The 25,328-nt window shown below is 74.0% G+C and carries 19 protein-coding genes; 9 read left to right on the top strand and 10 right to left on the bottom strand.

All coding sequences use genetic code 11. The annotated features are described in order from the left end of the window. The first annotated feature begins 53 nt into the window (after positions 1-53). A complete protein-coding gene (locus SGLAU_RS27605; protein ID WP_043505231.1) occupies positions 54-1,394 on the top strand; it encodes a 6-phospho-beta-glucosidase in 1,341 nt (446 codons plus the stop codon). Between the two features lie 74 nt (positions 1,395-1,468). On the opposite strand, the gene SGLAU_RS27610 is transcribed toward SGLAU_RS27605, so the two are convergent. Then, complete coding sequence (locus tag SGLAU_RS27610) at positions 1,469-2,551, bottom strand: ATP-grasp domain-containing protein (protein WP_052413919.1); 1,083 nt, start codon at positions 2,549-2,551, stop codon at positions 1,469-1,471. A gap of 299 nt (positions 2,552-2,850) precedes the next feature. Here SGLAU_RS27610 and SGLAU_RS27615 point away from each other — a divergent pair, with 299 nt between their 5' ends. Further along, positions 2,851-3,702 (top strand): metallophosphoesterase family protein, encoded by an 852-nt coding sequence (locus SGLAU_RS27615; protein ID WP_043505232.1) that lies wholly within the window; start codon positions 2,851-2,853, stop codon positions 3,700-3,702. 4 nt (positions 3,703-3,706) lie between these two features. Continuing rightward, positions 3,707-4,387, top strand: coding sequence for a 4'-phosphopantetheinyl transferase family protein (locus SGLAU_RS27620; protein WP_043505233.1), 681 nt, complete (start codon positions 3,707-3,709; stop codon positions 4,385-4,387). Positions 4,388-4,421: 34 nt separating this feature from the next. On the opposite strand, the gene SGLAU_RS27625 is transcribed toward SGLAU_RS27620, so the two are convergent. Continuing rightward, a complete protein-coding gene (locus SGLAU_RS27625) occupies positions 4,422-4,658 on the bottom strand; it encodes a hypothetical protein (protein ID WP_043505234.1) in 237 nt (78 codons plus the stop codon). A 196-nt stretch (positions 4,659-4,854) separates the two neighbouring features. Then, positions 4,855-5,514, bottom strand: coding sequence for a helix-turn-helix domain-containing protein (locus tag SGLAU_RS27630; RefSeq protein WP_043505235.1), 660 nt, complete (start codon positions 5,512-5,514; stop codon positions 4,855-4,857). A gap of 223 nt (positions 5,515-5,737) precedes the next feature. On the opposite strand from SGLAU_RS27630, the gene SGLAU_RS27635 reads away from it, so the two are divergent. Then, positions 5,738-6,409, top strand: coding sequence for a hypothetical protein (locus tag SGLAU_RS27635; protein ID WP_043505237.1), 672 nt, complete (start codon positions 5,738-5,740; stop codon positions 6,407-6,409). Positions 6,410-6,656: 247 nt separating this feature from the next. Beyond that, positions 6,657-8,708, top strand: coding sequence for a phosphocholine-specific phospholipase C (locus SGLAU_RS27640; protein ID WP_043505238.1), 2,052 nt, complete (start codon positions 6,657-6,659; stop codon positions 8,706-8,708). 13 nt (positions 8,709-8,721) lie between these two features. On the opposite strand, the gene SGLAU_RS27645 is transcribed toward SGLAU_RS27640, so the two are convergent. Next, entirely contained in the window at positions 8,722-9,654 is a 933-nt protein-coding gene (locus tag SGLAU_RS27645; RefSeq protein WP_043505239.1) for a DMT family transporter, read from the bottom strand. Further along, positions 9,651-10,505: a phosphatase PAP2 family protein gene (locus SGLAU_RS27650; protein ID WP_078957925.1), complete on the bottom strand. Its 855-nt coding sequence runs from the start codon at positions 10,503-10,505 to the stop codon at positions 9,651-9,653. Before SGLAU_RS27650 ends, SGLAU_RS27645 begins: the two co-directional genes overlap by 4 nt. Before the next feature lie 185 nt (positions 10,506-10,690). Between SGLAU_RS27650 and SGLAU_RS27655 the strand changes: the two genes are divergently transcribed. Then, a complete protein-coding gene (locus SGLAU_RS27655) occupies positions 10,691-11,305 on the top strand; it encodes a TetR/AcrR family transcriptional regulator (RefSeq protein ID WP_043505240.1) in 615 nt (204 codons plus the stop codon). A gap of 172 nt (positions 11,306-11,477) precedes the next feature. Here the strand turns inward: SGLAU_RS27655 and SGLAU_RS27660 are convergent, their stop codons facing one another. Continuing rightward, positions 11,478-12,626 (bottom strand): DUF2510 domain-containing protein, encoded by a 1,149-nt coding sequence (locus SGLAU_RS27660; RefSeq protein ID WP_043505241.1) that lies wholly within the window; start codon positions 12,624-12,626, stop codon positions 11,478-11,480. A 358-nt stretch (positions 12,627-12,984) separates the two neighbouring features. Between SGLAU_RS27660 and SGLAU_RS27665 the strand changes: the two genes are divergently transcribed. Continuing rightward, positions 12,985-15,663 carry an ATP-binding protein gene (locus tag SGLAU_RS27665; protein WP_043505243.1) on the top strand — a complete coding sequence of 893 codons (2,679 nt, stop codon included), beginning with the start codon at positions 12,985-12,987 and terminating at the stop codon, positions 15,661-15,663. Between the two features lie 150 nt (positions 15,664-15,813). Here SGLAU_RS27665 and SGLAU_RS27670 read toward each other — a convergent pair whose 3' ends face one another. Then, positions 15,814-16,806 (bottom strand): DUF3048 domain-containing protein, encoded by a 993-nt coding sequence (locus SGLAU_RS27670; RefSeq protein WP_412556250.1) that lies wholly within the window; start codon positions 16,804-16,806, stop codon positions 15,814-15,816. A 226-nt stretch (positions 16,807-17,032) separates the two neighbouring features. Between SGLAU_RS27670 and SGLAU_RS27675 the strand changes: the two genes are divergently transcribed. Further along, positions 17,033-18,223: a zinc-dependent alcohol dehydrogenase gene (locus SGLAU_RS27675; RefSeq protein ID WP_043505244.1), complete on the top strand. Its 1,191-nt coding sequence runs from the start codon at positions 17,033-17,035 to the stop codon at positions 18,221-18,223. A 91-nt stretch (positions 18,224-18,314) separates the two neighbouring features. Here SGLAU_RS27675 and SGLAU_RS27680 read toward each other — a convergent pair whose 3' ends face one another. Then, complete coding sequence (locus tag SGLAU_RS27680; RefSeq protein WP_043505245.1) at positions 18,315-19,382, bottom strand: ATP-dependent DNA ligase; 1,068 nt, start codon at positions 19,380-19,382, stop codon at positions 18,315-18,317. Positions 19,383-19,455: 73 nt separating this feature from the next. On the opposite strand from SGLAU_RS27680, the gene ligD reads away from it, so the two are divergent. Beyond that, complete coding sequence (ligD, locus tag SGLAU_RS27685) at positions 19,456-20,466, top strand: non-homologous end-joining DNA ligase (protein WP_043505247.1); 1,011 nt, start codon at positions 19,456-19,458, stop codon at positions 20,464-20,466. A gap of 21 nt (positions 20,467-20,487) precedes the next feature. On the opposite strand, the gene SGLAU_RS27690 is transcribed toward ligD, so the two are convergent. Together SGLAU_RS27690 and SGLAU_RS27695 are read right to left on the bottom strand one after the other, a co-directional pair. Further along, positions 20,488-22,719, bottom strand: a complete 2,232-nt coding sequence (locus SGLAU_RS27690; protein WP_078957927.1) for an OmpL47-type beta-barrel domain-containing protein — start codon at positions 22,717-22,719, stop codon at positions 20,488-20,490. After that, on the bottom strand, positions 22,716-25,226 hold the full coding sequence (locus SGLAU_RS27695; RefSeq protein WP_208868952.1) for a ThuA domain-containing protein: 2,511 nt from the start codon (positions 25,224-25,226) through the stop codon (positions 22,716-22,718). The genes SGLAU_RS27690 and SGLAU_RS27695 overlap by 4 nt, the downstream gene beginning before the upstream one ends. Positions 25,227-25,328 lie beyond the last annotated feature (102 nt).

Here is a 25,328-nt window from a genome sequence, read left to right on the forward strand (position 1 = left end):
GAGTACTGTGCACACGTGCCGGCAGGTGATCGCGGTGGAGAGGCGGGAGCGGCGTGCAGCTGACGATTCTGGGCGGCGGCGGATTCCGGGTGCCGCTGGTGTACGGGGCACTGCTCGGGGACCGCGGGGAGGGCCGGGTGGACCGGGTCGTCCTGCAGGACCCCGACGCCGGCCGGCTGCGCGCGGTCTCCCGCGTCCTGGCCGAACAGGCCGCCGGCGTCCCCGACGCCCCCGAGGTCGTCGCCACCACCGACCTCGACGAGGCCCTGCGCGGCGCCGCCTTCGTCTTCTCCGCGATCCGCGTCGGCGGCCTGGAGGGGCGCGCGCACGACGAACGCGTGGCCCTGGCGGAGGGGGTGCTCGGCCAGGAGACGGTCGGCGCGGGCGGCATCGCCTACGGTCTGCGGACGGTCCCGGTCGCGGCGGACATCGCCGCCCGGATCGCCCGCCTCGCCCCCGACGCCTGGGTCATCAACTTCACCAACCCGGCCGGACTGGTCACCGAGGCCATGTCCCGGCGCCTCGGCGACCGCGTCATCGGCATCTGCGACTCGCCGGTCGGCCTCGGCCGCCGCATCGCCCGCGTCCTGGGCGCGGCCGACCCGGCCGAGGCGTGGATCGACTACGTCGGCCTCAACCACCTCGGCTGGGTGCGCGGCCTGCGGATCGCGGGCCGCGACGAACTCCCGCGCCTGCTCGCCGATCCCGCCCTGCTCGGCTCCTTCGAGGAGGGCAGGCTGTTCGGCGCCGACTGGCTCCGGTCGCTCGGCGCCATCCCCAACGAGTACCTGCACTACTACTACTTCAACCGCGAGGCCGTCCGCGCCTACCGCGCGGCCGAGCGCACCCGCGGTGCCTTCCTGCGCGACCAGCAGGCCCGCTTCTACGCCGAGGCGGGCGACCCGGCGGTGTCCGCCCTGGCCGCGTGGGACCGCACGCGCGCCGAACGCGAGGCCACCTACATGGCGGAGAACCGGCAGAGCGCGGGCGCCGGCGAGCGCGAGGCCGACGATCTGTCCGGCGGCTACGAGAAGGTCGCCCTCGCCCTGATGCGGGCCATCGCCCGCGACGAGCGCGCCACCCTCATCCTCAACGTCCGCAACCGCGGCACCCTCGCGGTCCTCGACGCCGACGCGGTGATCGAGGTGCCGTGCCTGGTCGACGCCAACGGGGCCCACCCGGTCGCCGTGGACCCGCTGCCCGGTCACGCCACCGGCCTGGTCTGCTCGGTCAAGGCGGTCGAGCGGGAGGTGCTGTCGGCGGCCGAGTCCGGCTCGCGCGCGACGGCGGTGAAGGCGTTCGCGCTGCACCCGCTCGTCGACTCGGTGACGGTGGCCCGCGCGCTGGTGGACGGCTACACGGCCGTCCACCCGGGCCTCGCCTACCTGCGCTGAGGACACCGGGCGCCCGGCGGACGGGGACGGGGAGGCGCGCGGCCCGGCGCACGCCCCCGCGCCCGGCAGGCGGCCTACAGCGGGACCACCTCGGCCGCCAGCCCGACGGACCCGGACCGCTGGTGGGGCACCGACACCTGCCGCACCGGCCGCGGCCCCGCCACCACCGTGTAGTCCTGCCCGAGGAACGGCGGCGTGATCTCGCCCGGGTCGTCCCCGAGCGCCATCCGCACCGCGGCCCACGGCGCGTTGATCCCGCACAGCGAGAGCTGGTGCAGCCCGCCCGCGGGCCGCGTGTTCACATCCATCAGCACCGGCCGCTCGCCGAACATCCGGAACTGGATGTTGGACAGGTGGTGCAGCCCGAAACCCTCCGCGATCCGCCGCGCCGGCTCCAGCCACTGCTCGTGCAGCGTGAACCCGCGCCGCCGCCCGTTCTTGGTGCGGCCCACGGCCAGCCGCACCCGGTTGTCCGGCCCCGTGAGGCAGTCCACCGACACCTCCGGCTGCTCCAGGCGCGGCATCACCAGCCAGTCGACCGGTTCCCCGGCCCGGTGCAGGGACTCCACCACCAGGTCGAGCGGCACGTGCGGCGACGGGAACCCTTCGAGGTGGCGGAGCGAGAAGGGGGCGCGGGTGACGACCCGGAAGCCCACTCCGCCCGCACCGGACACCGGCTTGAAGCACGCCCTGTGCCCGGCCGCCTCCAACGCATCGACGGCCGCGACCAGTTCGCCGGCGTCACGGACCCGCCACCACGGCGGTACCGGCACCCCGATCGCCTGGACGGCCTCGTACGCGGTCACCTTGTCCTGGAACACGGCCACCGCCTGCGGCGGCGGCGCCAGCAGCGCGGTGCCCAGCGCCTCGAACTGCGCCCGGTGCGCCACGATCGCCGCCTGGTGCAGCCGCGGCACGAAGACGTCGATCCCGCGCCGCGCGCACACGCCGAGGGCGTAGTCCACGTACGCCGCGGGCGACAGCCCCTCGGGTTCCAGCTCCGCGGTGTCGGCGGCGGCCAGCACGGGCGAGTCCGGGTCCCCGTGGGTCGCGTGGATCTCGACGGCGCGGTCACCGGGATTTCGGCGCAGCTGATCCATGAAGAACACGTTCTCCGCGTACGTGCGGTTGAGCCAGACGCGTACGCGAGAGACCATGCAGGCCGCCTTTCACGGTTCGCGGGCACGGCGGAGCGGGGCCGGCCCGGCCAGGGGGATGAAGGGAAGGGACACCGAACCGCCCCTGAGCGAAGGGATGCGTGGCGGCGGTGTCGGGCAGATCATACGGCTTCCCGGGACCCCGCGCGCAACGTGCGCGCGACCGCCCGTACCCCCGGTAACGCGCATGGCCGCGGCACCTCCGACGCGCCGGTGGCCGGTCACCCTTGCCCGACCCCGCGCACGTGTGTTCTCGTGGTGCCGTTCGCGTGGCGGGACGTGCCGTGAGGGGGCGACAGGTGACATCGACGGCCGGTGGTTCCGGGCGGCTGCTCGCCATCAGCGACCTGCACATCGCGTACGAGGAGAACCGGGCGCTGGTCGAGAGGCTGCGCCCGGAGACCGACGACGACTGGCTCCTCGTGGCCGGTGACGTCGCGGAGTCGGTGTCCTCGATCGAGTGGGCGCTGAAGACCCTCGCCGGGCGCTTCCGCAAGGTCGTCTGGGTCCCCGGCAACCACGAGCTGTGGACCCATCCCTCCGACCCCGTCACCCTGCGCGGCGCCGCCCGCTACGAGCACCTGGTCGAGATGTGCCGGCGCCTGGACGTCCTCACCCCGGAGGACCCGTACCCCGTGTGGGAGGGCCCCGGCGGCCCGGTCGTCATCGCCCCGCTGTTCCTCCTCTACGACTACTCCTTCCTCCCCGAGGGCTGCGCCACGAAGGAGGAGGGACTGGCGTACGCGCACCGGACCGGGATCGTGTGCACCGACGAGTACCTGCTGCACCCCGATCCCTACCCCACCCGCGAGGACTGGTGCCGGGCCAGGGTCGCCGGGACCGAGGCGCGGCTCGCCGCGCTCCCGGAGGACCTGCCCACCGTCCTGGTCAACCACTGGCCGCTGCACCGGCATCCCACCGAGGTGCTGTGGTACCCGGAGTTCGCCATGTGGTGCGGCACCCGGCTGACCGACGACTGGCACCGCCGCTTCCGGGTCGAGGCCATGGTCTACGGCCATCTGCACATCCCGCGGACCACCGTGCACGAGGGCGTCCGCTTCGAGGAGGTGTCGGTGGGCTACCCCCGTGAATGGCGCAAGCGCCCGAATCCGCCGGGCCGTCCGCGCCGCGTACTCCCCAGGGAGGACTGAGCCGGTGATCGAGGAACTGCTGCCCGACGCGGTGATCGCCGTCGAGGCCCACGGCAGCGACGAGATCGTGGAGGCGCCGCTGTTCCCCGGCGAGGAACGGTTCGTGGCGCTGGCCGTGGCCAAGCGGCGCCGCGAGTACGCCACCGTGCGCGCCTGCGCCCGCCGCGCCATGGAGAAGCTGGGAGTCCCCCCGCAGCCGGTCCTGCCCGGCGAACGGGGCGCGCCGCAGTGGCCCGACGGGCTGCTCGGCAGCATGACCCACTGTGACGGCTACTGCGCCGCCGCGCTGGTCCGGGCCACCGACCTGGCCTCCCTCGGCATCGACGCCGAACCGCACGCTCCGCTCCCGGACGGCGTGCTGGAGGCCGTCGCCCTGCCCGCCGAGCGGGAGCGGCTGCGCGCGCTGGCCGACGAGCGGCCCGAAGTGCACGGCGACCGGCTGCTGTTCAGCGCGAAGGAGTCCGTCTACAAGGCGTGGTTCCCGCTCACCGGCGAGTGGCTGGAGTTCTCCGAGGCGGACATCGAGTTCACCGCCGAACCCGGCGACCGGGCACGCGGCCGGTTCCGCGCCGAACTCCTCGTCCCCGGGCCGCTGCTGGACGGCCGCAGGATCGGCCGCTTCGAGGGCCGCTGGGCGGTCCGCGGCGGCCTGGTGGCGACCGCGGTGACGGTACCGCGCACCTGAGCGGGCGCGGGCGGCCGGGACGTGGCACCGGCGGTCAGGGGCGCGGGCACCAGCCGTGCAGCAGCCGGAAGAACTCCTCCTCGTTGCCGCGCAGCCCCGCGTCCGCCAGCGCCCGTTCGGCCTCGGCGAGCACCGTGGGCGGGACGACGGGCGGACCGGGCGGCCCGTGCGGGCCGGGCGCGGTGTCGAAGGCGGCCCGCACGGTGTGCAGCAGCCGCAGATACGCCTGGACGGCCGTGCGCTCGCGGTGGGTCGGTACGGCGGTGGACATCGGTCGGCTCTCCCCGTCTCGACAGCGTGCCCCGCCGGGCGCGGGGCTGTCCCCAGCTTGCCGCCTGCCACTGACAACGGGGTCCGCCGCCCGCGTGGTTCGCCCGCTCAGCGGAGCCGGTACGGCGGCGCAACGAGCCGGGAAGCGCCACTCCACGCTGGGCCGAACGGTCGACGGGGGCCGTGCGGCCGCCGGCTCAGCGCTCGGGCCGCTTGACGCTCTCCAGGAGCATGTCCAGCCACTCGGCGACCTTGTCGCGGTGCTGGTCACTGGGCAGTTGGGCGGCCCGCCAGGCGATCCCGCGCACGCCGTGGTCCTGGAGCAGTCGCTCCAGCGGGTCGTCGGGAGCGCCGGCGGCGGCCTCCCGCTCGCGGTCGGCGAGCTTCTGGAGGAGGTCCTGCTCGGTCCGCTGCAGGGCGCCGGCCAGCGCCTCGGGGTCCTCGGCGGTCAGGAAGCCGGCGTGCACGCGGAAGAAACGCTGGATGGCGTCGCAGTGCTCCATGGTGGGGCGGCGGTCGCCGTTGATGAGCGCGCCGGCCTGCTGCCGGGACATGCCGGCACCGTCGGCTATCTCCTGCTGCGTGTACCGGCGGCCGTTGGGCTTGAGCCGGGTGCGCCGCAGCAGGTCCAGCCGCTGCAGGAAGCGCGCCTGGACATCGGGCTCCCCGGCGGGCCGGCCGCGCAGCAGATCCTTGACCACCGGCTCGGGGACTCCGCAGGCGACGGACAGCCGGGCGGTGTCGAAGACCTCGGCGTGCGGCACGCCGAGCCGGTCGGCGAGGGCGGTGACGCGGGCGACCACGGCCGGCAGCACAACCGTCACCGTGGTGCCCGGAACCTCGTAGCCATCCGTCACCGACAGGTCTCCTACGTCTCTCACAGGCTTCTCACAACTGGTTGCCGTGAACTTCCCGGAGAGTAGCCGGTGCTTCGAACTCACATCCAGGTCTCGCCACAACTGTGGCCAATTTCAGCCGTCAACCGGCATGAAATGCCACGATAGTTGACACGCCTCGCGTCGGGGCCCCAGGATCAAGGCGCCGCGTGAAGGCCGCAGAGGCAAAAGGGGTGACCTCCCGATGGCGTATCAGGCAGGAGGGCAGCGGTCCGAGCTGCGGCCCGTACCCGAGTGTCCCGAGGCCCAGGCGTATCTGGAGGACTACGCCACACTGCTCCAGGCCGTTCCCTTCCCCTCCGTCGTCGTGGACCACGCCTGGGACGTCGTGGTCGCCAACAGCGCCTTCGAGACACTTTTCCGGGGCGTGGGACCGCATCCGACGGCCATGCCGTGGGACAACTTCCTCAGGTTCGTCCTCTTCCACCCCGACGCGAGCACCGTCCTCGGTGAGCACGAACCGCGCTGGTGCCTGCCGATGCTGGCGCACTTCGCCGCCGCCCTGGAGCGGCAGGGCCACGACCACCGGCTCCAGGCGATCCGCCGGGAGATCTCCCAGGACCCCATCATGGAGGCCGCCTACCGGCACGGTCTGCCGCACTGGATCCGCGCGGTCGGCGAGGCGGCCGTCGAGCACGACGGCGCGGTCCGTCCGCTGCTGCACCCCGACCCGCGCTGGGGCGTCACGGACTGCCGTGTCGTCGGCGAGACCCCCAAGACACTGCGCGAACTGGGCTACACCCGGCTGACCCTGGTGCTGCGCGAGCCGCGTCGCGCGGCGTCCGCCCCGCGCCGGCGCGTCCGCGCCCGCCGTGCGGCGGGCCACCTCCGCGTGGTCCCCGCCCCCGAGGTCTGACCGGGCACCGCCGGCGTTCAGGTCGCCGACGGCGCCACGGTCGGACCGGGGCACGCCCCGCGGGCACCGTCCCCGTCCCGCCCGCCGTCCGCCCCGGCCGGAAACACACCTCGCGTACCCGCGACTTTCACACGGGCGCCACCCCGTCCTTCCCCGGCGTTCGATGCTCTTGGAAGACTCCTTCCACGCGCATTGCGTCATGCCCGTCCGGCCGGTCGCACCACATCAGGACGAGAGGTCCCCACCCATGCCCGAAGTCAACCGGCGCAGGTTCCTCCAGATCGCAGGGGCCACCACGGCGTTCAGCGCGCTGGCCGGCAGCATCGAGCGCGCCGCCGCCGTGCCCGCCGACCGCCGCTCGGGAACGATCCAGGACGTCGAGCACATCGTCGTGCTCATGCAGGAGAATCGTTCCTTCGACCACTACTTCGGGAAACTGCGCGGCGTCCGCGGCTTCGGCGATCCCCGCCCGGTCACCCTCGGCAACGGCAAACCCGTCTGGCACCAGCCGGACGGCGCCAGGGACGTGCTGCCCTTCCACCCGGACGCCGACGACCTCGGCATGCAGTTCCTGGAGGGACTGCCGCACGGCTGGACCGACGGCCAGCAGGCTTACCACGGCGGCAAGTACGACCAGTGGATCCCGGCCAAGGGCACCACCACCATGGCGTACCTCACCCGCGAGGACATCCCGTTCCACTACGCGCTCGCCGACGCCTTCACCGTCTGCGACGCCTACCACTGCTCGTTCATCGGCTCCACCGACCCGAACCGCTACTACCTGTGGAGCGGACACACGGGCAACGACGGCACGGGCGGCGGCCCCGTCCTCGGCAACGACGAACTGGGCTACGGCTGGACCACCTACCCCGAACGCCTGGAGAAGGCCGGGATCTCCTGGAAGGTCTACCAGGACATCGGCGACGGCCTGGACGCGGCCGGCCACTGGGGCTGGATCTCCGACGCCTACCGCGGCAACTACGGCGACAACTCCCTGCTCTACTTCGACAGCTACCGCAACGCCGCGCCCGGCGACCCGCTGCACGACAAGGCCCGCACCGGCACCGACGTCAAGAACGGCGACGGCTACTTCGACCGGCTGCGCGCCGACGTCGAGGCCGGCACCCTGCCCCAGGTGTCCTGGATCGCCGCCCCCGAGGCGTTCTCCGAGCACTCCAACTGGCCCTCCAACTACGGTGCCTGGTACATCGCGCAGGTCCTCGACGCGCTCACCGCCGACCCGGCCGTCTGGGCGAGGACGGCACTGTTCATCACGTACGACGAGAACGACGGCTTCTTCGACCACGTGGTGCCGCCGCTGCCCCCGGGCGACGCCTCCCGCGGCAAGTCCACGGTCGACGTCTCCCTCGACCTCTACCCGGGCGACAGCCGGCGCCCCGCCGGCCCCTACGGACTCGGCCCGCGCGTGCCCATGCTCGTCGTCTCACCCTGGAGCAAGGGCGGCTGGGTCTGCTCCGAGACCCTCGACCACACCTCCGTCATCCGGTTCATGGAACGCCGCTTCGGCGTCCGCGAACCGAACATCTCCCCGTGGCGGCGCGCGATCTGCGGCGACCTCACCGCCGCGTTCGACTTCTCCCGCCCGGACACCCGGCCGGCCGCGCTGCCCGACACCGACGGCTACCTTCCGCCGGACCGCGAGCGCCACCCCGACTACCGTCCGGTGCCGCCCGCGCACCCCGGCATGCCCCGGCAGGAGCGCGGCCTGCGCCCGGCCCGCCCGCTGAAGTACGCGCCGCTGGTGGACGGCTCGGCGGACGTGGCGGCCGGGAAGTACACCCTCACCTTCGCCTCGGGGGCGAAGGCCGGCGCCGCCTTCCTGGTCACCTCCGGCAGCCGCGCCGACGGCCCGTGGACCTACACCACCGAAGCCGGCAGGACCGTCTCCGACACCTGGAACTCGGCCCACTCCAAGGGCGCCTACGACCTGACCGTGCACGGCCCCAACGGCTTCCTGCGCGTCTTCAAGGGCCCGAACAAGCAGGCCGGCCCCGAGGTCACCGCCCGGCACACCGGCGACGACATCGAGCTGACCTTCACCAACGCGGCTTCCGGCACGGTGCTGCTGAAGCTGGCCGACGGCTACACGGGCACCACCCGCAGCCTGCGCGTGCGGCCCGGCGCCGTCGTCCGGCAGATCGTCCGCCTGGCGGCGAGCCGGCGCTGGTACGACCTGACGGTCACCTCCGACGCCGACCCGGGCTACCTGCGGCGCTTCGCCGGGCACGTGGAGAACGGGAAGCCCGGGGTGAGCGACCCGGCGATCGCCACCGAGTAGCCGCCCTCCCCGCTCAGAGCGGGGTCAGGTGCCCCGGGCCCGGCTGCGGCTGCCGGGGCACCAGGGCCTCCGGCCGGGACACGGCGGCCCCGGGCGCCTCCGCCTCGGTCGCGGTGCCGGGCGCCCGCTGAGGTGGCGTACGCGCCAGCAGCACCACGCCCCGGGCCGCGAGCCCCGCCCCCGCCAGCGCCAGCAGCACCCCCGCGGGACCGCCCTGGAGGCGCTCGCCGAGCAGACAGACGCCGATCACCGCCGCGGACACCGGATTGGCCAGGGTCACCATCGCCAGCGGCGCGCCCAGGCCGCCCCGGTAACCGGCCTGCGCGAGCAGCAGTCCGCCCGTCGCCAGTGCCGCGACGAGCAGGGCGACGGCGATCACCTGGGCGTCGAGCACCGGGCCGGAGTGGTCCGTGGCGGCGACCGTCACGGTCTGGGTGAGCGCGGAGGCGACGCCGGAGGCGATCCCGGACGCGGTGGCGTGCCGCAGCCCGGGCCGGGCACCGGGCCGGGCGAGCGAACCGATCAGCACCGCGGTGACCCCCGCGACCACCAGCGCCTCCGGGACGCTGAGCACGTCGTCGGGCGTCGGCCCGGACGCCGTGACCAGGACCGCCGCCAGACCCGCAAGGGTGAGCACGGTGCCCCGCCACTCGGCCGCGCCGACCCGCCGCCCGGCGATCCGCGCGCCGAGCGGCACCGCCGCGACCAGCGTGAGCGCGCCCAGGGGCTGCACCACGGTCAGGGGCCCGTACTTCAGGGCGACGACGTGCAGCAGCGCGCCGGTGGCGTTCAGCGCGACCGCGATCCACCACGCGGCGCCGCCGAGCAGCCGCAGCACTCCGGAGCCGGAGCTGCGCGCGGCCAGCCGTTCCTGCGCGACCGCGGCGGCCGCGTAGGCGACGGCGGAGAACACCGAGAGCACGAGGGCGAGGGCCAAGGCGTTCACCGGCCCGCCTCCACCAGCTCGGGCGGCGCGGCGGGCGCGCCGGACGGCGGTGGCGCGCCGGGACCGTGGGCCGGCACGGCGGCGGCCCCGGCCGCGGGCATCCGGCGCACGCGCGCCGGGGCGGTCGTCCGCGGCGGCGGGCGCAGCACGGCGAGGGCGAGGGCGAGCAGGGCCGCGGCGACGAGGGAGTCGAGCCAGTAGTGGTTCGCCGTGCCCACGATCACCAGCAGGGTCAGCAGCGGGTGCGCCAGCCAGAGCCACCGCAGGCGGGAGCGGGTCGCGGCGATCAGCCCGAGCGCGACCATCAGCGCCCAGCCGAAGTGCAGCGAGGGCATCGCCGCGAACTGGTTGGAGAGGGTGTCGGTGGCCGGCGGCCCGTACACCGACGGCCCGTACACCCGCCCGGTGTCGGTCAGGCCCGCAGCCGCGAGCATGCGGGGCGGGGCCAGCGGGAAGGCCAGGTGCAGCACGAGCGCGGCGGCGGTCACCGCCGCCAGTGCCCGGCGTGCCCACCGGTAGTGGCCGGGGCGGCGCAGGTACAGCCAGATCAGGAAAGCGGCGGTGGCGGGGAAGTGCACGGTCGCGTAGTACGTGTTCGCGGCGCGGACCAGGAGGTCCCCGTGCAGCAGCAGGGACTGCACGGCCCCTTCGCCGGGCAGCGACAGCGCGCGCTCCAGGTCCCACACGTGACGCGCGTTGGCGAACGCCGCGTCCGTGTGACCGGTCGCCAGCCGGCGGCCGAGCTTGTAGAGGACGAAGAGCCCTGCGACGAGCAGGAGCTCCCTGACGAGCGGCGGCCGCGCTGTCGCGCTGTCCGGCTCCGCTGGCGCAGGCTCGGTGCGGGCGTTCATCCCCCGGCCCCTTCGCTGACGGTGGTGCTTGCGTGGTCCATGAGCAGCCTGTGGCTGGCGGTGCGCGGGCGGCGAGCTTATCGATACGGCCGCGTACCGATACGCCAGTGTACCGATACGGTCGAGTACCGGTACACTGGCGTATCGAAAGGCAGCCCCGCACTGACCCCCAGGGAGAAGAGCCGATGACGTCGCAGGCCGCGGACCGACCGGACACGGTCGTCGCCTCGCGCCGCTCCAAGCTCACGCCCGAGCGCGAGCAGGAGTTCTTCGACGCCGTCCTGGACCAGATCCGGGAGTGCGGCTACGACGCGGTCACCATGGAGGGCGTCGCCGCCAGCACCCGCTGCAGCAAGTCCACGCTGTACCGGCAGTGGAAGACGAAACCCCAGTTCGTCGCCGCGGCCCTGCGCTCCAGCCGGAGGGTGCGGTTCGCGGGCATCGACACCGGCTCGCTCGCCGGGGACCTGCGCGAGGTCGCGCGCTGCGCCGCCGCGTGGTCGGCGAAGGACACCAAGCTGCACCAGGCGCTCGGCCATGCGGTGATGCAGGACGAGGAGCTGGCCCGCGCACTGCGGGAGGCGCTGGTCGAACCGGAGATCGCGGCGCTGGAGGAGATCCTGCGCCGGGGTGTCGAACGCGGCGAGGTCCCGGCCGGCAACCCGGCACTGCCGTTCATCCCCGCGCAGCTGTTCGGCGTGCTGCGGGTCCGGCCCGTCCTCGAGGGCCGCTACGCCGACCCGGACTACCTGGTCCGGTTCATGGAGGCCGCGGTGTTCCCCGCGCTCGGCCTCACCTAGGACTCGGACCGCGCCGTCCACGGGATGACTGGACGGCCGGTCCGACCGCGCCGCACCGTGGGGACGGGGGCGGCGCGCACCCCCCGGCCGGGCGGGGTTCCTCCTGAGCGGAGAGGAGCCCCGCCCGGCCGGCATGCCGCGCGCGGCGCGGGTGGGACGTCCTGTGCGGGGCTCAGACGTCCTGTCCGTTGCCGTCGCCGTCCGCGGGACCCGCCTCGATGCCCTCGGTGATCTCGTCGAGCAGCGACTCCTTCTGGTCGGCGTCCACCCCGCAGCGCACCACGACGATCCGGTCGCCGTCGGCGGGGGAGGGGAACGCCAGCGACTGGACCAGGCCGTCGGCGCCCTTGCTCGTGACCGCCCGCCAGCGGACCAGGTAGCCCTTCTGCCCGGCCACCGTGACCGCCTTCGACGCCAGCACCCGGTGCGAGGAGATCTCCCCGTACGAGCCGCGGCCGTAGGACTCCTCCGCGTTGGCCGCGATGTCCGCCTTCGCGACCGCCTCCGCCGTGCCGCCCCTGCTGCCCAGCAGCGCGGCGGGCGCCGAGTACGCGCCGCCCTTGGTGCAGGTCCGGGAGGTCTCACCGGGGCAGGGGTAGCTGTCGTCGGACGTCATCTGCGCACCGACCTCCATCGCCTGCCCGGTCCAGCCGTCCGGCACCGGCATGCTGATGCCGTTCGCGGTGTCGGCGAGGGTGCCGCCGCCCTCCACCTCCGGCGCCTGCGGCCCGCCGGGGCCGGGGGACGCGCCGTCGTCCGGTCCCCCGGAGCCGCCCTCGCCGTCACCGAACGGGCCGTCCTGCCCGCCCGGGCCGTCGTCCCGGCCGTCCCGCTCCTGCTGCGAGTCCGCACGGCTCGCGCCGCCCCCGTCGTCGTCGGTCAGCGCGTACACGCCGACCCCTATGCTCGCCAGGACCGCCGCGGCCACCGCGACCGCGATGCCCGTGCGCAGTCCGCGGCGCGAGGGCGCCGGCGGCTGCACCGGGTACCCGGGGTATCCCGGGTGCGCCGGGTACACCGGGGAACCGGCCTGCCCGAACGCCCCCGGCTGACCGGCCGCGGCGCCGTACACCGCGCCCGCACCCGGACCCGGGCCCATACCCGGACCTGCACCCGGACCCGAACTCGCACCCGGACCGGCGACCGCTCCGGCTCCCGCTTCCGCGGCAGGCTGCCCCGTCGGCGGGCCCCAGGCGGCGGCCGGCCCCGCGGGACGGATCCGGTCCGTCCATGCCTTGCCGTCCCACCAGCGCTCGGTGGCGGGACCGTCACTTGTCTGCCCGGGGTCGGGATACCACCCGGGGGGAGTCACCTGCGTCATGAGCCCACCGTAAGAGGCGACGGTGAAAGCCGGATGAGAGGGACCGGACCGATGACCGCCGATAACGGGCACACCGCTACGTACCGCCGCCGCGAGGGCGCCGGCGCGTTGCCCGCCCGGCCCGCGACCGGCGCCCGGCGGGACCACGACCCGGCCCGGGCCGTGCCGGCGGGCCTTCCCGCCCACCGCCTGACCGGCCGTCACCTCCCCGCGGAGGCCCGAGGCGCCCGTCATGACCTCCCGGCATACCAAGTGGTCACCCCCGACGGCAAGAGGTCGTCCGACCCTCCACCACCGGGGGGCCGGGACGGCTACGCTCGCCCTGTACGTCGTTCGGGCGACTCGGGGAGGTAGCGGGATGACGGAGGCACGGCCGGCGGCGGCCGCCTCGGCTTCCCTCTGGGAGCGCGACCGGGAACTCGCCGCCATCCGGCGGGCCGTCGACGACCTGTGCGCCGACCACGCGTCCTCCGGCAGCCTGCTGGTCTTCCGCGGCGAGGCAGGACTCGGCAAGACCGCGCTGCTCGCGGAGACCCGCCGGATCGCCGAGGACCGCGGCTGCACGGTGTGGTCGGCGCGCGGCGGCGAGACCCTCAAGTCCGTCCCCTACAACGTGGTTCGGCAACTGCTGCAGCCGGCGCTGGTGACGATGCTCCCCGAGGAGGCCCGCGAGTACCTGGGCGACTGGTACGACGTCACCGGGCCCGCCCTCGGCATCGCCGACCCCGGCGACCGGCGGGCCGACCCGCAGGGCGTGTGCGACGGACTCGTCGCGGCGGTGCGGCGGCTGGCCGAGCGGGACTGGCCGCTGGTGCTGCTGGTCGACGACGCCCACTGGGCCGACCAGGAGACGCTGCGCTGGCTGGCCGCGTTCACCGAGCGGCTGCACGATCTGCCCGTGCTGATCGTGGTGGCCCGCCGCCCCGGCGAGGTCACCGGCCCCCGCGCCCGCCACCTCGACGCGATCGCCGCCACGGCCTCCCGGTCCGTCACCACGCTCAGCGCGCTCACCCCGGACGCCGTGGCCGGGCTGACCCGCGCCACCGTCGGCGCGCACGCCGACGGGGCGTTCTGCCGCGAGGTGTGGGCGGTCACCGACGGCAACCCCTACGACACCGTCGAACTCCTCGCGAAGGTGCTCGACAGCGAACTCGACCCCACCGAGGGCTCGGCCGGCGAACTGCGCGCCCTCAACCGTTCCGCCCGCGGCGGCGGTCTCGTCGCCCGCCTCGAAGGTCTCGGCATCGACGCCACCCGCTTCGCGTGGGCCGCCGCCATCCTCGGCACCGGCATCACCGTCGACCTGGTGGCCACGCTCACCACCATGAGCCGGGAGCAGGCCGCGCGGTGCGCCGAACTGCTGACGAGCGCCCGCATCCTCACCCCGCCCGACCCGGCCGGCGGCCGGTCGTCCGACGGCGACCTGGAGTTCGTCCATCCGCTGATCGCCACCGCCGTCTACCACTCCATCCCCGACGCGCTGCGCCGCGCCATGCACGGCATCGCCGCCCGGATCGTCACCGACCTCGGACTCGGCGCGGCGGCCGCCTCCCGGCACCTGCTCCAGGTCCACCCCGACGACGACGCCGAACTCGTCGACCAGTTGCGCGAGGCCGCCCGCGAACACCTCGCCGTGGGCGCGCCGGACGCGGCCCGCCAGTGCCTGGAACGCGCCCTGCAGGAGCCGCCCCGACCCGAGGTGCAGGCGCACGTCCACTACGAACTGGGCTGTGCGACCCTGCTCACCGCGCCGGCCAGGACCATCGACCACCTGCGGACCGCGCTCGCCCTGCCCGGTCTCGACGGAGCCCAGCGGGTCGACGCGGTCGTCCGGCTCTCCCAGGCGCTGCTCCACAACGACCAGCTGGAACAGGCCGTGCGCACCGTCGAGGCGGAGGCCGCCCGGCACGGCGAGGGGCCCGCCCGGATGCGGCTGCGGGCCGTTCAGTACATGTGGGAGGGCATCTACGCCGGGGAGTCCGCCACCCCAGGACGGTCCGCCAGGCTCGCCGAACTGGCCGGCGCCTGCACCGGCCGCGACAATGCCGAACGGGCACTGCTCATCCTGCGCGGCTTCGACGCCATGACGCACGGCGAGAACGCCGAGGAGGTCGTCGAGGCCTGCGACCGCGCGCTCGTCAACGGCCGTCTCGCGCCCGGGCTCGGCTGGACCGACACCGAGTGGGGCGTCGAGCTGCTGATGATGCTCGGCAGCTCCTACGCCTACACCGACCGGCTGGACCGCGCCGAGAACCTGTTCTCCGAGGCCCTGCGCACCTACACCTCGGCGGGCTGGAGCGGCGGCCACCTCGCCCTCGCCCACGCCTTCCTCGGACTCGCCTTCCGCCGCCAGGGCCGCCTCGTGGACGCCGAGCGGGAGCTGCGGGAATCCCTGGGCATCGCCGAGCGCGTGGGCCGGGGACTGCCCCTGTACTGGTCGGCGACGTGCGGGCTGGTCGACACGCTGCTCGCCCGCGGGCACGTCGACGAGGCCTGGTCGGTCGCCGGGCAGTACGGCTTCGCCCCGCCCTACCCGTCGACCATCGTGCGCCCCGACACCCGCTCGGTGCGCGGCCGGTTGCTGCTCGCCGTGGGCCGGACCGAGGAGGGGATCAACGAGCTGGAGGCCGCCGAGAAGGCCGCCGCCGCACGCGGCGGCCACAATCCGGTGCTGGCGCCGTGGACCGTCGACCTGGTCCGGGCCCTCGCCGGGCCCGATCCGGTCCGCGCGGCCCGGCTCGCCGCCGACGCCCGCCGTCAGGCCGAGCGGTTCGGCACCGACACCGCGATCGGCGAGGCGCTGCGGTGCGCCGCCGTGCTGGAGACGGGCCGGCGCCAGGTGCGGCTGACCGCCCAGGCGGTCGCGCACCTGGAGGCCTCGCCCTGCCAGTACGAGCACGCCGCCGCCCGGATCGAGCACGGCCTCGCCGCCCGCTCCGCCGCGGAGCTCGACCGGGGCCTGACGCTGGCGCGTTCGTGCGGCGCGGACGGGCTGGCTCACCGGGCGGAGCAGGCGCTCGCGGCACTGACGGGGTAGCGGAACCGCGCGGGAAGGCGCGGCCGGCGGGTGCGCGCGGCCGCGGAAGGGGCGCAGGGTGTGCGCCGGGGCGGTCGGCGCCGGCCCGGGACGGCCCGGGCTCCGGCCGTCCCGCGGGGGCAGCCCCCGGCGCACCGTCCCGACCCGCGGTCAGGCCGCGGCGAAGACCACCCACACCTGGCCGGCGGCGAACCTCACCGGGGCGCCGTCGTTCGTCGTGAACGCGGTCCCTCCGGCCGCCGTCGCCCGCTTCCAGCGCACCTCGTGGACCTTGCCGTCGCGCAGGACCTCGGCCCGGCCCGAGCCCACCGTCTCGGTGAACGGCGTGTTGTTGCCGAGCGCGTCGAAGTAGCCGGAGCGGCGCAGCTTCACGTACTGCACGACGACCGTCGCCGGCGCCACACGGCCCGCGTCGGTGGTGGTGGCCGGCCGGCCGTCCATCGACACCAGCCAGCGGTCCCGGCTCCCGGACCAGGTGAAGGTGAACCGGGCCGACGGGTACGTCACCGTCCGAGAGGCCACCTCCCTGCCGCCGGCGGGCGCGGCGCCGTACCGGAAGCCGGTGGTCAGCGCGGCGGGGCCCGGAGCGGCGGGCAGCAGTGCGCCGGGGCGGAGGAAGAGGTCGTGCGGGGCGGGCCGGCCGGCACCCCGGAACCAGGCGCGGGGCGTACGGCCGGGCGGTTCGGCGCGCAGCGGCGCCTCGTCGATCAGCGGCAGCAGCGTGCGCTGCGCCCCGGAGAAGGCGAGTGTCGGCCGGTCGAACTGGCGCAGCAGTTCCAGGTCGGACTCCCTGGCGCTGCGCACCGGGCCCACGACGTCGGGCAGGCGGGTCGCGTAGAGCGCCATCAGCCGGCTCAGCCCGCCCTCGACCTGCTCGACGTAGACGACGTCCGCCGCGTTCAGCCCGGTGTGGGGACGGGCCGGACCGACGTTGTCGATCTTCACGGCCAGCGCGGCCGGGCCGGCCGTCCGGGGCTGCGCGCTCGCCGTGCCCGTCGGCCTGCGGTCCGGTCCCCGACCGTCGTCGGACGGGTCGTCGCCGCGCGTGGTGCACCCCACCGCCAGGACCGCCGTCAGCACGACCACCGGCAGGACCGCCGTCGTGCCGGCGCGCTCCCGGCGCGCTCCTCGTGCTGTGCCCACCGTGGCCACCCGTCCCGTCCCGTGTCATCGATTGTGCGCTTGTCCGCACATCGGTGGCCATACCCGGTCGTTCGGGACGCCCCGCGTGGCCTCGCGCCGGATGGCTCGTGTGGCGTGTGCGGAATGCACCGATCGGCGCAGGCGCACGGTTCGGCCGATGCCGTCCGGGTACCCGGGGCGCCGGACAGCGACAGGCCCCCGGGCGCGAGACGAGGGAGCGCGGACGATGAGGGCAGTGACATGGCAGGGCAGGCGGAAGATCAGCGTGGAGACCGTGCCCGATCCGCGGATCGAGGAGCCGACCGACGCGGTCATCCGCATCACCTCTTCGGGGTTGTGCGGCTCCGACCTGCACCTGTACGAGGTGCTCACCCCGTTCATGACCCCCGGTGACATCCTCGGCCACGAGCCCATGGGCATCGTCGAGGAGGTCGGCGCGGGAGTGCCGGACCTGATGGCCGGCGACCGGGTCGTCGTCCCGTTCCAGATCGCCTGCGGCAACTGCTGGATGTGCCTCAACGCGCTGCCCACCCAGTGCGAGACCACCCAGGTCCACGGCGAGGGCATGGGCGCCGCCCTGTTCGGCTACACCCGCCTGTACGGGGCGGTCCCCGGCGCCCAGGCGGAGTACCTGCGCGTTCCGCAGGCCCAGTTCGGACCCATCAAGGTCCCCGAGGGCCCGCCCGACGACCGCTTCGTCTACCTCTCCGACGTGCTGCCCACCGCCTGGCAGGCGGTCGCCTACGCCGACGTCCCCGAGGGCGGCAGTGTCGCCGTGCTCGGTCTGGGACCGATCGGCGACATGGCCTGCCGGGTCGCCCAGGTGCGCGGCGCCGGGCGGGTGTTCTGCGTCGACCTGGTCCCCGAGCGGCTGGAGCGGGCCCGGGCGCGCGGCGTGGAGACGTACGACCTGCGGAGCTTCGACAGCGAGAAGGAGCTGGTCGCCGCGATCCGCGACGAGACCGACGGGCGCGGCCCCGACGCCGTGATCGACGCGGTCGGCACCGAGGCGCACGGCAGCGCCGCCGCCAAGCTCACCCAGCAGGCCGCCGCGATGCTGCCCAGGGCCATCGGAGCCCCGCTGGCGGAACGCTTCAGCGTGGACCGGCTCGCCGCCCTGAACACCGCGATCGAACTGGTCCGCCGCGGCGGCACCCTCTCCCTCGTCGGCGTGTACGGCGGCATGGCCGACCCGCTGCCGATGCTCACCCTCTTCGACAAGCAGCTCCAGATCCGCATGGGGCAGGCCAACGTGCGGCGCTGGACCGACGAGATCATCCCCTACCTCACCGACGAGGACCCGCTCGGCGTCGACGACTTCGCCACCCACCGGGTGCCGCTGGACGACGCCCCGCACGCCTACGAGATGTTCCAGCGCAAGCGCGACGGCGCGGTGAAGGTGCTGATGCAGCCGTGACCGCGCGGGACGGCCACCGGAGCCGGGAGGGAGGCGGCCACCGCAACCGGGGCCCTCACCACCCCGCAGGGAGCCCGGCTGCCCCGGCCGGTCACCGCTCGCCGAAAATCTCCGCGAGGTCGTACCGCACCGGTTCCTCCAGCTGGGCGTAGGTGCAGCTCTCCGGCGTCCGGTCGGGGCGCCAGCGCCGGAACCGGGCCGTGTGCCGGAACCTGGCCCCGTTCTCCATGTGGTCGTACGCCACCTCCGCGACCCGCTCGGGTCGCAGCGGAACCCACGACAGGTCCTTCTTGGACGACCAGCGGCTCGGCGCGCCGGGCAGCCGCGCCGACTCGTGCGCGGCCTCCTCCGCCCAGGCAGCCCACGGATGCCCCCGGACGTCCGTCATCCGCAGCGGCTCCAGCTCCGCCACCAGCTCCGCCCGCTGCCTCATCGGGAACGCCGCCGACACGCCCACGTGCTGGAGGACGCCCCGGTCGTCGTGCAGCCCGAGCAGCAGCGAGCCGACCACCGGGCCGCTCTTGTGGAGGCGGTAGCCCGCCACGACGACGTCCGCCGTCCGCTCGTGCTTGATCTTGTACATGGCGCGCTCGTCCGGGCGGTAGCGCAGGTTCAGCGGCTTGGCGACCACCCCGTCCAGACCCGCGCCCTCGTACTGCTCGAACCACCGCCGCGCCACCTCGATGTCCGTCGTCGCCGGCGCCACGTGCACCGGGGGAGCCACCGCGTCCAGCGCCCTGACCAGCAGCGCCCGCCGGTCCACCTGCGGCACGTCCAGCAGCGACTCGGCATCCAGGGCCAGCAGGTCGAAGGCGACGAAGGAGGACGGCGTCCGCTCCGCCAGCATCCGCACCCGGGAGTCCGCCGGGTGGATCCGCTCCGTGAGCGCGTCGAAGTCCAGCCGCCCCTCCCGGGCGATCACGATCTCCCCGTCCAGCACGCACCGCTGCGGCAGCCGCTCCGCGAGCGCCGCCACCAGCTCGGGGAAATACCTGGTCAGCGGCTTACCGGTACGGCTGCCCAGCTCCACCTCGGCGCCGTCCCGGAACACGATCGCCCGGAACCCGTCCCACTTCGCCTCGTACTGCATACCCGGCGGGATCTTCGCCACGGACTTGGCGAGCATCGGCTTCACGGGGGGCATGACCGGCAGATCCATGGTCCGATTCTGCTCCCATACGGACGGCGATGCCCGGTATGCGAGGAACGGGAGGTGTGTCTACCGTGGCTCCATGGGCGAAGCGGTGGAACTCGAGGTGGCCGGCCGGACCGTGCGGCTGACCAACCCGGACAAGGTCTTCTTCCCGGAACGCGGCTTCACCAAGCTGGACCTCGCCCGGTACTACACCGCCGTCGGCCCCGGGATCCTGCGCGCCCTGCGGAACCGGCCCACCACCCTGGAGCGCTACCCCGACGGGGTGAGCGGCGAGTGGTTCTACCAGAAGCGGGCGCCCAAGAGCATGCCCGACTGGATCCCCACCGCCCACATCACCTTCCCCAGCGGACGCACGGCCGACGAGATGTGCCCCACCGAGGAGGCCGCGGTGGTGTGGGCCGCCCAGTACGGCACCCTCACCTTCCACCCCTGGCCGGTCCGCCGCGACGACGTCGACCACCCCGACGAACTGCGCATCGACCTCGACCCGCAGCCCGGCACCGACTACGACGACGCGGCCCGCGCCGCCCACGAACTGCGCGCCGTCCTCGACGAGTTCGGCCGGCTGCGCGGATTCCCGAAGACGTCCGGGGGGCGCGGACTGCACGTCTTCGTGCCCATCGAGCCGCGCTGGACCTTCACCCAGGTCAGGCGCGCCGCCATCGCCGTCGGCCGGGAGCTGGAACGGCGGATGCCGGAGCAGGTGACCATCAAGTGGTGGAAGGAGGAGCGGGGCCGGAAGATCTTCGTCGACTACAACCAGACGGCCCGGGACCGGACCATCGCCTCCGCCTACTCCGTACGGCCCCGCCCGCACGCCCCCGTCTCCGCGCCGCTGCGCTGGGAGGAGGTCGGGGTCGCGCACCCCCGGGACTTCGACCTGACGACCATGCCCGCGCGCTTCGCCGAGGCCGGCGACGTGCACGCGGACATGGACGAGCACCGCTACTCCCTGGACGCCCTGCTCGACCTGGCCCGCCGCGACGAGCACGACCACGGCCTGGGCGACCTGCCGTACCCGCCCGAGTATCCGAAGATGCCGGGGGAGCCCAAGCGGGTACAGCCGAGCAGGGCGAGGAAGAGCTGAGCCGCGGCCTCCAGGACCGGGCTACAACTCCCTGATCCTGATGTCCCGGTAGGAGATCACATCGCTCGTGCCGTGGACCTGGAGCCCGATGTGGCCGGAGGCGTACCGCCGTCCGTCGGTGCCCGGGTCGTCCGCGCGGGGCGGGGTGAACTCCTGGCCGCCGAGGTTGTCGAACTCGTTGATCAGCACACCGTTGCGGTAGACCGAGTAGTGCTGGTCCACCACGCGGATCTCGTAGTCGTTCCAGGTGCCCTTCTGGGTGACACCGGCGCCCGCGAGCCCCACCCGGTCGAAGCCGTACACCGAGCCCGTCTTGTACAGGTCCCCGTCCGGCCGGTCGAGCACCTGCACCTCGTGGCCGAACTTGATGGCGACCCACTCCGGACGCGGCTCCTCGGGGTGGTCGTGGACCCACGGGAAGCGCACGAGGACACCGGAGTTGGCGTTGCCGGTGCCGGGCGCGTCGTCCCGCCACTGCAGGCGCAGCGAGAAGTCCCCGTACTTGCGCTGCGGGAACCACAGCATGCCCAGGCCCGCCCTGCCGGTGCCGCTGGTCATCGACCCGTCGGGGTTCAGGGCGAAGGAGCCGCCGCCGACGTGCTGCCAGGCGGCGAACGACTGCGCGCTGCCGTCGAAGATCTTCTGGTAGCCGTCGGTCTGGCCGGGACTGCCGATGCCCGACCGGCGCGCCGCCCGCTGGATCGCGTCGTACTCGCGCTGGTCGATGACCCCCTCGCGCAACAGCGTGTCCAGGACCGTCTTCACGTGCTTGAGGAACAGCGCGTGCGAGGACCACTGCTTCTCGTCCTCGATCAGCTCGTTGATCCGGCAGCGGTTGTCCGTGACCCGGTTGGGCACGCCCGAGTCCACGGTGCCGACGATGACGGTGAGGCGTTCGTCGTACTCCGGGCAGCCCGGCGCCGGGACCTGGCCGGGGACGACGGTGAAGCTCACCGTGCGGGCCGGGGAGGTGTTGCCCGCCTTGTCGGTGGCGCGGTAGGCGACGGTGTGGGCGCCGGCGCGGTCCACGACCAGCGGTGTGCCGTACGCGAGGTACGGCCCGCCGTCGAGTGCGTACTCGATGCGGTCGACCCCCGACCCGCCCGGGTCGGCGGCGCTCACCGTCACCGTGGCCCGGCTGACGTAGGCGCCGTCGGAGTTCCGCGCACCGTCGACGGTCACCCCGGTGACCGGTGGGGTGGTGTCCCGCGGGGGCGCGGCCACCACCGTGAACGTGACGCTCTTCTCCGCCGCCGCGTTGCCCGCCTTGTCGGTGGCCCGGTAGCGGACGGTGTGGGTGCCGGCCTGGTGCACCATCACCGGGGCGGTGTACGGCTGCCAGGCGCCGGACGCGCCGATCGCGTACTCGATGGTGTTCACCCCGGACCCGGTGTCCGAGGCGGTGACGGTGACCGTGGCCATGTCGGTGTAGGTGCCGTCGGGATTGCGTTCGCCGCCGACCGTGGCCGAGGTGTCCGGCGGGGTAGTGTCGTCGCTCGGCGGGGCGACGACGGTGAACTCGGCGGTCTTCTCGGCGGAGACGTTGCCGGCCCTGTCGTAGGCGCGGTAGCGGACGGTGTGGGTGCCGACCCGGTCGACGACGACGGGGGCGGTGTACGGGAGCCAGTCACCACCCGAGGCGCCGAACGCGTACTGGATGCGGTCGACTCCCGACCCGCCGTCCTCGTCCGTCGCCCGGATGCCGACGCCGGCCGACCCGACGTACTGCCCCTGCGCGTTCCGCGTCCCGGAGACCTCCGCCGTGACCTCGGGCGGGGTCGTGTCCTCGCCGCTGCCCTCCGTCACCACGAGGATGCCCTGCATGGACCCGTGGCCGGGAATGGTGCAGTGGTAGAAGTAACGGCCCGGGGTGAGCGTGACCTCGGCGGTGTGCCGGCCGCCCGCGTCGTCGTTCGGGCCGGCCAGGATGTTCAGCGGGACGTCGCCGTTGAACTCGGGGTCGCCGGTCGCGAAGGTGAGGGTGTGCGGCATGCCGGTGGTGTTGCCGGTGGCCGCGCTGTTCTCGAAGACGATCGTCGCCCGGCCCGCCACCGCGGTCGCGGGCGCCGAGGTGTACTTGGTGATGTCGTCCCCGGCCGTCCAGGTGAGCACCTGGGCGGCCGATGGGGCGGCGGGCGCGGCGGGCGGTTCGCTCCGCCCGGCCGCCGCCGGGGCCGACTGCACTCCGAGCAGCAGGAGCAGCCCCGCCAGCAGGGCGGCCACCGTCCTCCGCGGGCGTCGTACGGTTCTCACGACTGCGCCCCCCTCGCCAGCTGGCCGGCGGCCGGCGTGGGACCGCCGCCGGTGTAGGTCACCCGCCACAGGGCGGACTTGGCGTCCGAGGTGAAGAAGCCGCGGCCGTAGTCGAGCACGTACAGCGCGCCGTCCGGACCGAACTTCCAGTCCATCAGGTTCTTGATGCCGTCGTTGCCGACCGGGACGATCTTCTTCAGCGACTCGGAGTGCACCGGCAGTCCGCCGTCGCCCTGCGTCCTCGGGTCCATCAGTACGGCGTTGCGGGGCTGGTCGGCGTCGTAGAAGTCGCCGATGAACCACTTGCCGTCCCAGTAGGCGGGCCAGGCCACGTCACTGCCGGGCGTGACGGCGGCGCGCCGGTAGACCGGCCCGTTCATCGCGGCCTGCCCGCCGCCCTTGAGCCACGGCAGCCGGTAGGCGGCGTCCTCCAGCCGGTACGACGGGATCCCGGCGGCGTCGCGCGGGAAGTCCGGTCCGCCGCCCTGCGGGGAGTACCAGATGTTGTTGCCGGTGACCGGCGGCAGGTTCACCAGGCCGTCGTTGTTCGGGGACTCGTTCCTCGGCCGGTCGCAGTCGTACCAGCCGAGCGGCTTCGACGGGTCCGGCAGGTTCCGGTCCCGGTACGGCTGCTTGTTGCCCATGCAGTACGGCCAGCCGCGGTTGCCCGCCTCGGTGATCACGGCGAACGTGTCGTACTTCGCCGGACCCCACACCGGCGACGGCGCCGAGGCGTCCGGGCCGACCCAGCCCGCGTAGAGGACGTCGGTGGTCTTGTCGACGAAGATGCGCGCCGGGTTCCTGACGCCCATCACATAGATCTCGCCGCGGGTCTTGCCGCCGCCCTCGTCGGTCTCCTCGCCCGTGAAGAGGTTCCCCTCGGGGAGGGTGTACGTCCCGTCGGGCTCCGGATGGATGCGCAGGATCTTGCCGTTGAGGTTGTTGGTGTTGCCGGCGGTGCGGCGCGCGTCGGCGAAGGACACGCCCTTGTAGGCGGGCTCCGGGTTGTTGCCGGAGTAACCGTCGCTGAAGCGGCTGGAGTTGTTGTCGCCGGTCGCGATGTACAGGTTGCCCCTGGAGTCCCAGGCCATCCCGCCGCCCGCGTGGCAGCAGCTGTGGATCTGCACCGGCCACTCGAGCAGCACCTTCTCACTGCCCGGGTCCAGCCTGTCCGTGGCCCGGTCGAGGGTGAAGCGGGAGACGCGCCGCTTCGCCGTCCGGGTCTCGCGGTCGATCCCGGAGTGCGGCGTGTAGTGCAGGTACACCCAGCCGTTCTCCTCGAAGCGGGGGTCGAGTTCGATGCCGAGCAGGCCCTCCTCGACCTTGACCAGCTCGTCTCCGCCGCCCTTGTTCCCGAAGACGGTCAGCGCGCCCGCCAGGGTGACCTGCCCGGTCCTCGGGTCGTAGACGTGGATCTCGCCCCTGCCCTTGCCGATGTCCGGGTCGTTCCAGTCGGTGATCACCGGCTGGGAGGAGTCGGCGCCGCCGCGGCCGATGTAGAAGACCCGCCCGTCCGGGGCGGTGACCAGGCCGTGCGGCTCGCCGATCTGGTCGTTGCGGCCGGGCTGGTTGGGCTTGGTCAGCCGTTCGGCCCGGTAGTTGCCGTCGATGGTGGCCTTGCAGTCGGCGCGCACCAACCGGGTGGTCCACAGCAGGGCGCCGCGCAGATGGGCGCGGAAGTCGGTCTCGTCGTACGACGACACGGTGCCGCCCATGCCGGTGTAGAAGGAGCGGCCGCCGTCGTAGTCACGGCACCAGCTGACGGGATGGTCCCAGCCGGCCGCACCGGTGCCGGGCCGGTACGTGGACTCCCGGACCCGGGCGACCGTGTGCACCGTGCCGGAGGGGTTCTTCACCCAGTTCAGCCACCGGTCGGGCCGTTTCCACTGCACCGGCAGGTCCCTGGTGGCCGGGTGCAGGCGGTCGCCGGCCTCCACCGTGGCCCGCTGCACGTCGGCGGGGCTCGCGGAGGCCGGGCGGGCGCCGATCAGCCCGGTGAACCACGCCGAGTACGGCTCCGCGCGGGCCGCGTCGTGGATGCCGACGAACCCCCCGCCCGCTTCCATGTACGCCTCCAGACCCGCTTCCTGCTCGGGGTCGAGGACGTCGCCGCCCCCGGTGAGGAACACGATCGCGTTGAACCGTCCCAGCCTGGTTCCGTCGGTGAAGACCGAGGCGTCGTCGGTGGCCTCGACCTTGAAGCGCTGGTCCACCGGGCCGGACAGCCCGATCCGTTCGATCGCCTCGATCCCGGCGTTCACCAGCGGGGACTCGTCCCCGGGGGCCGCGGAACCGTGGAAGATCAGCACCCGTACGTTCGCGCCGCCCGGGGGCGACTTCACGGACATCGTTGTCAGGGACGGTTCCGGTTCCGGGCGCGCACTCGCGGCGGGACCGGACAGCAGGCCGGCGGTGAGCAGACCGGCGGTCAGGACGGCCGGCGCGGCGCGTGCGCCGGTGCCCAACCGTCGTCGTTTCCTGGGACTTTGGTGCGGTGTGGACCGCATGTGGTCACCCACCCCTCGTCGGTCACGGCAACAGCGCCAAGGAAGCTAGACCTCTTTGCGCGGCCCGCCAATAGGTACGACCGGGATCGAACGAACTTTGTC

This window comes from Streptomyces glaucescens (genome assembly GCF_000761215.1).
GTDB lineage: Bacteria > Actinomycetota > Actinomycetes > Streptomycetales > Streptomycetaceae > Streptomyces > Streptomyces glaucescens_B.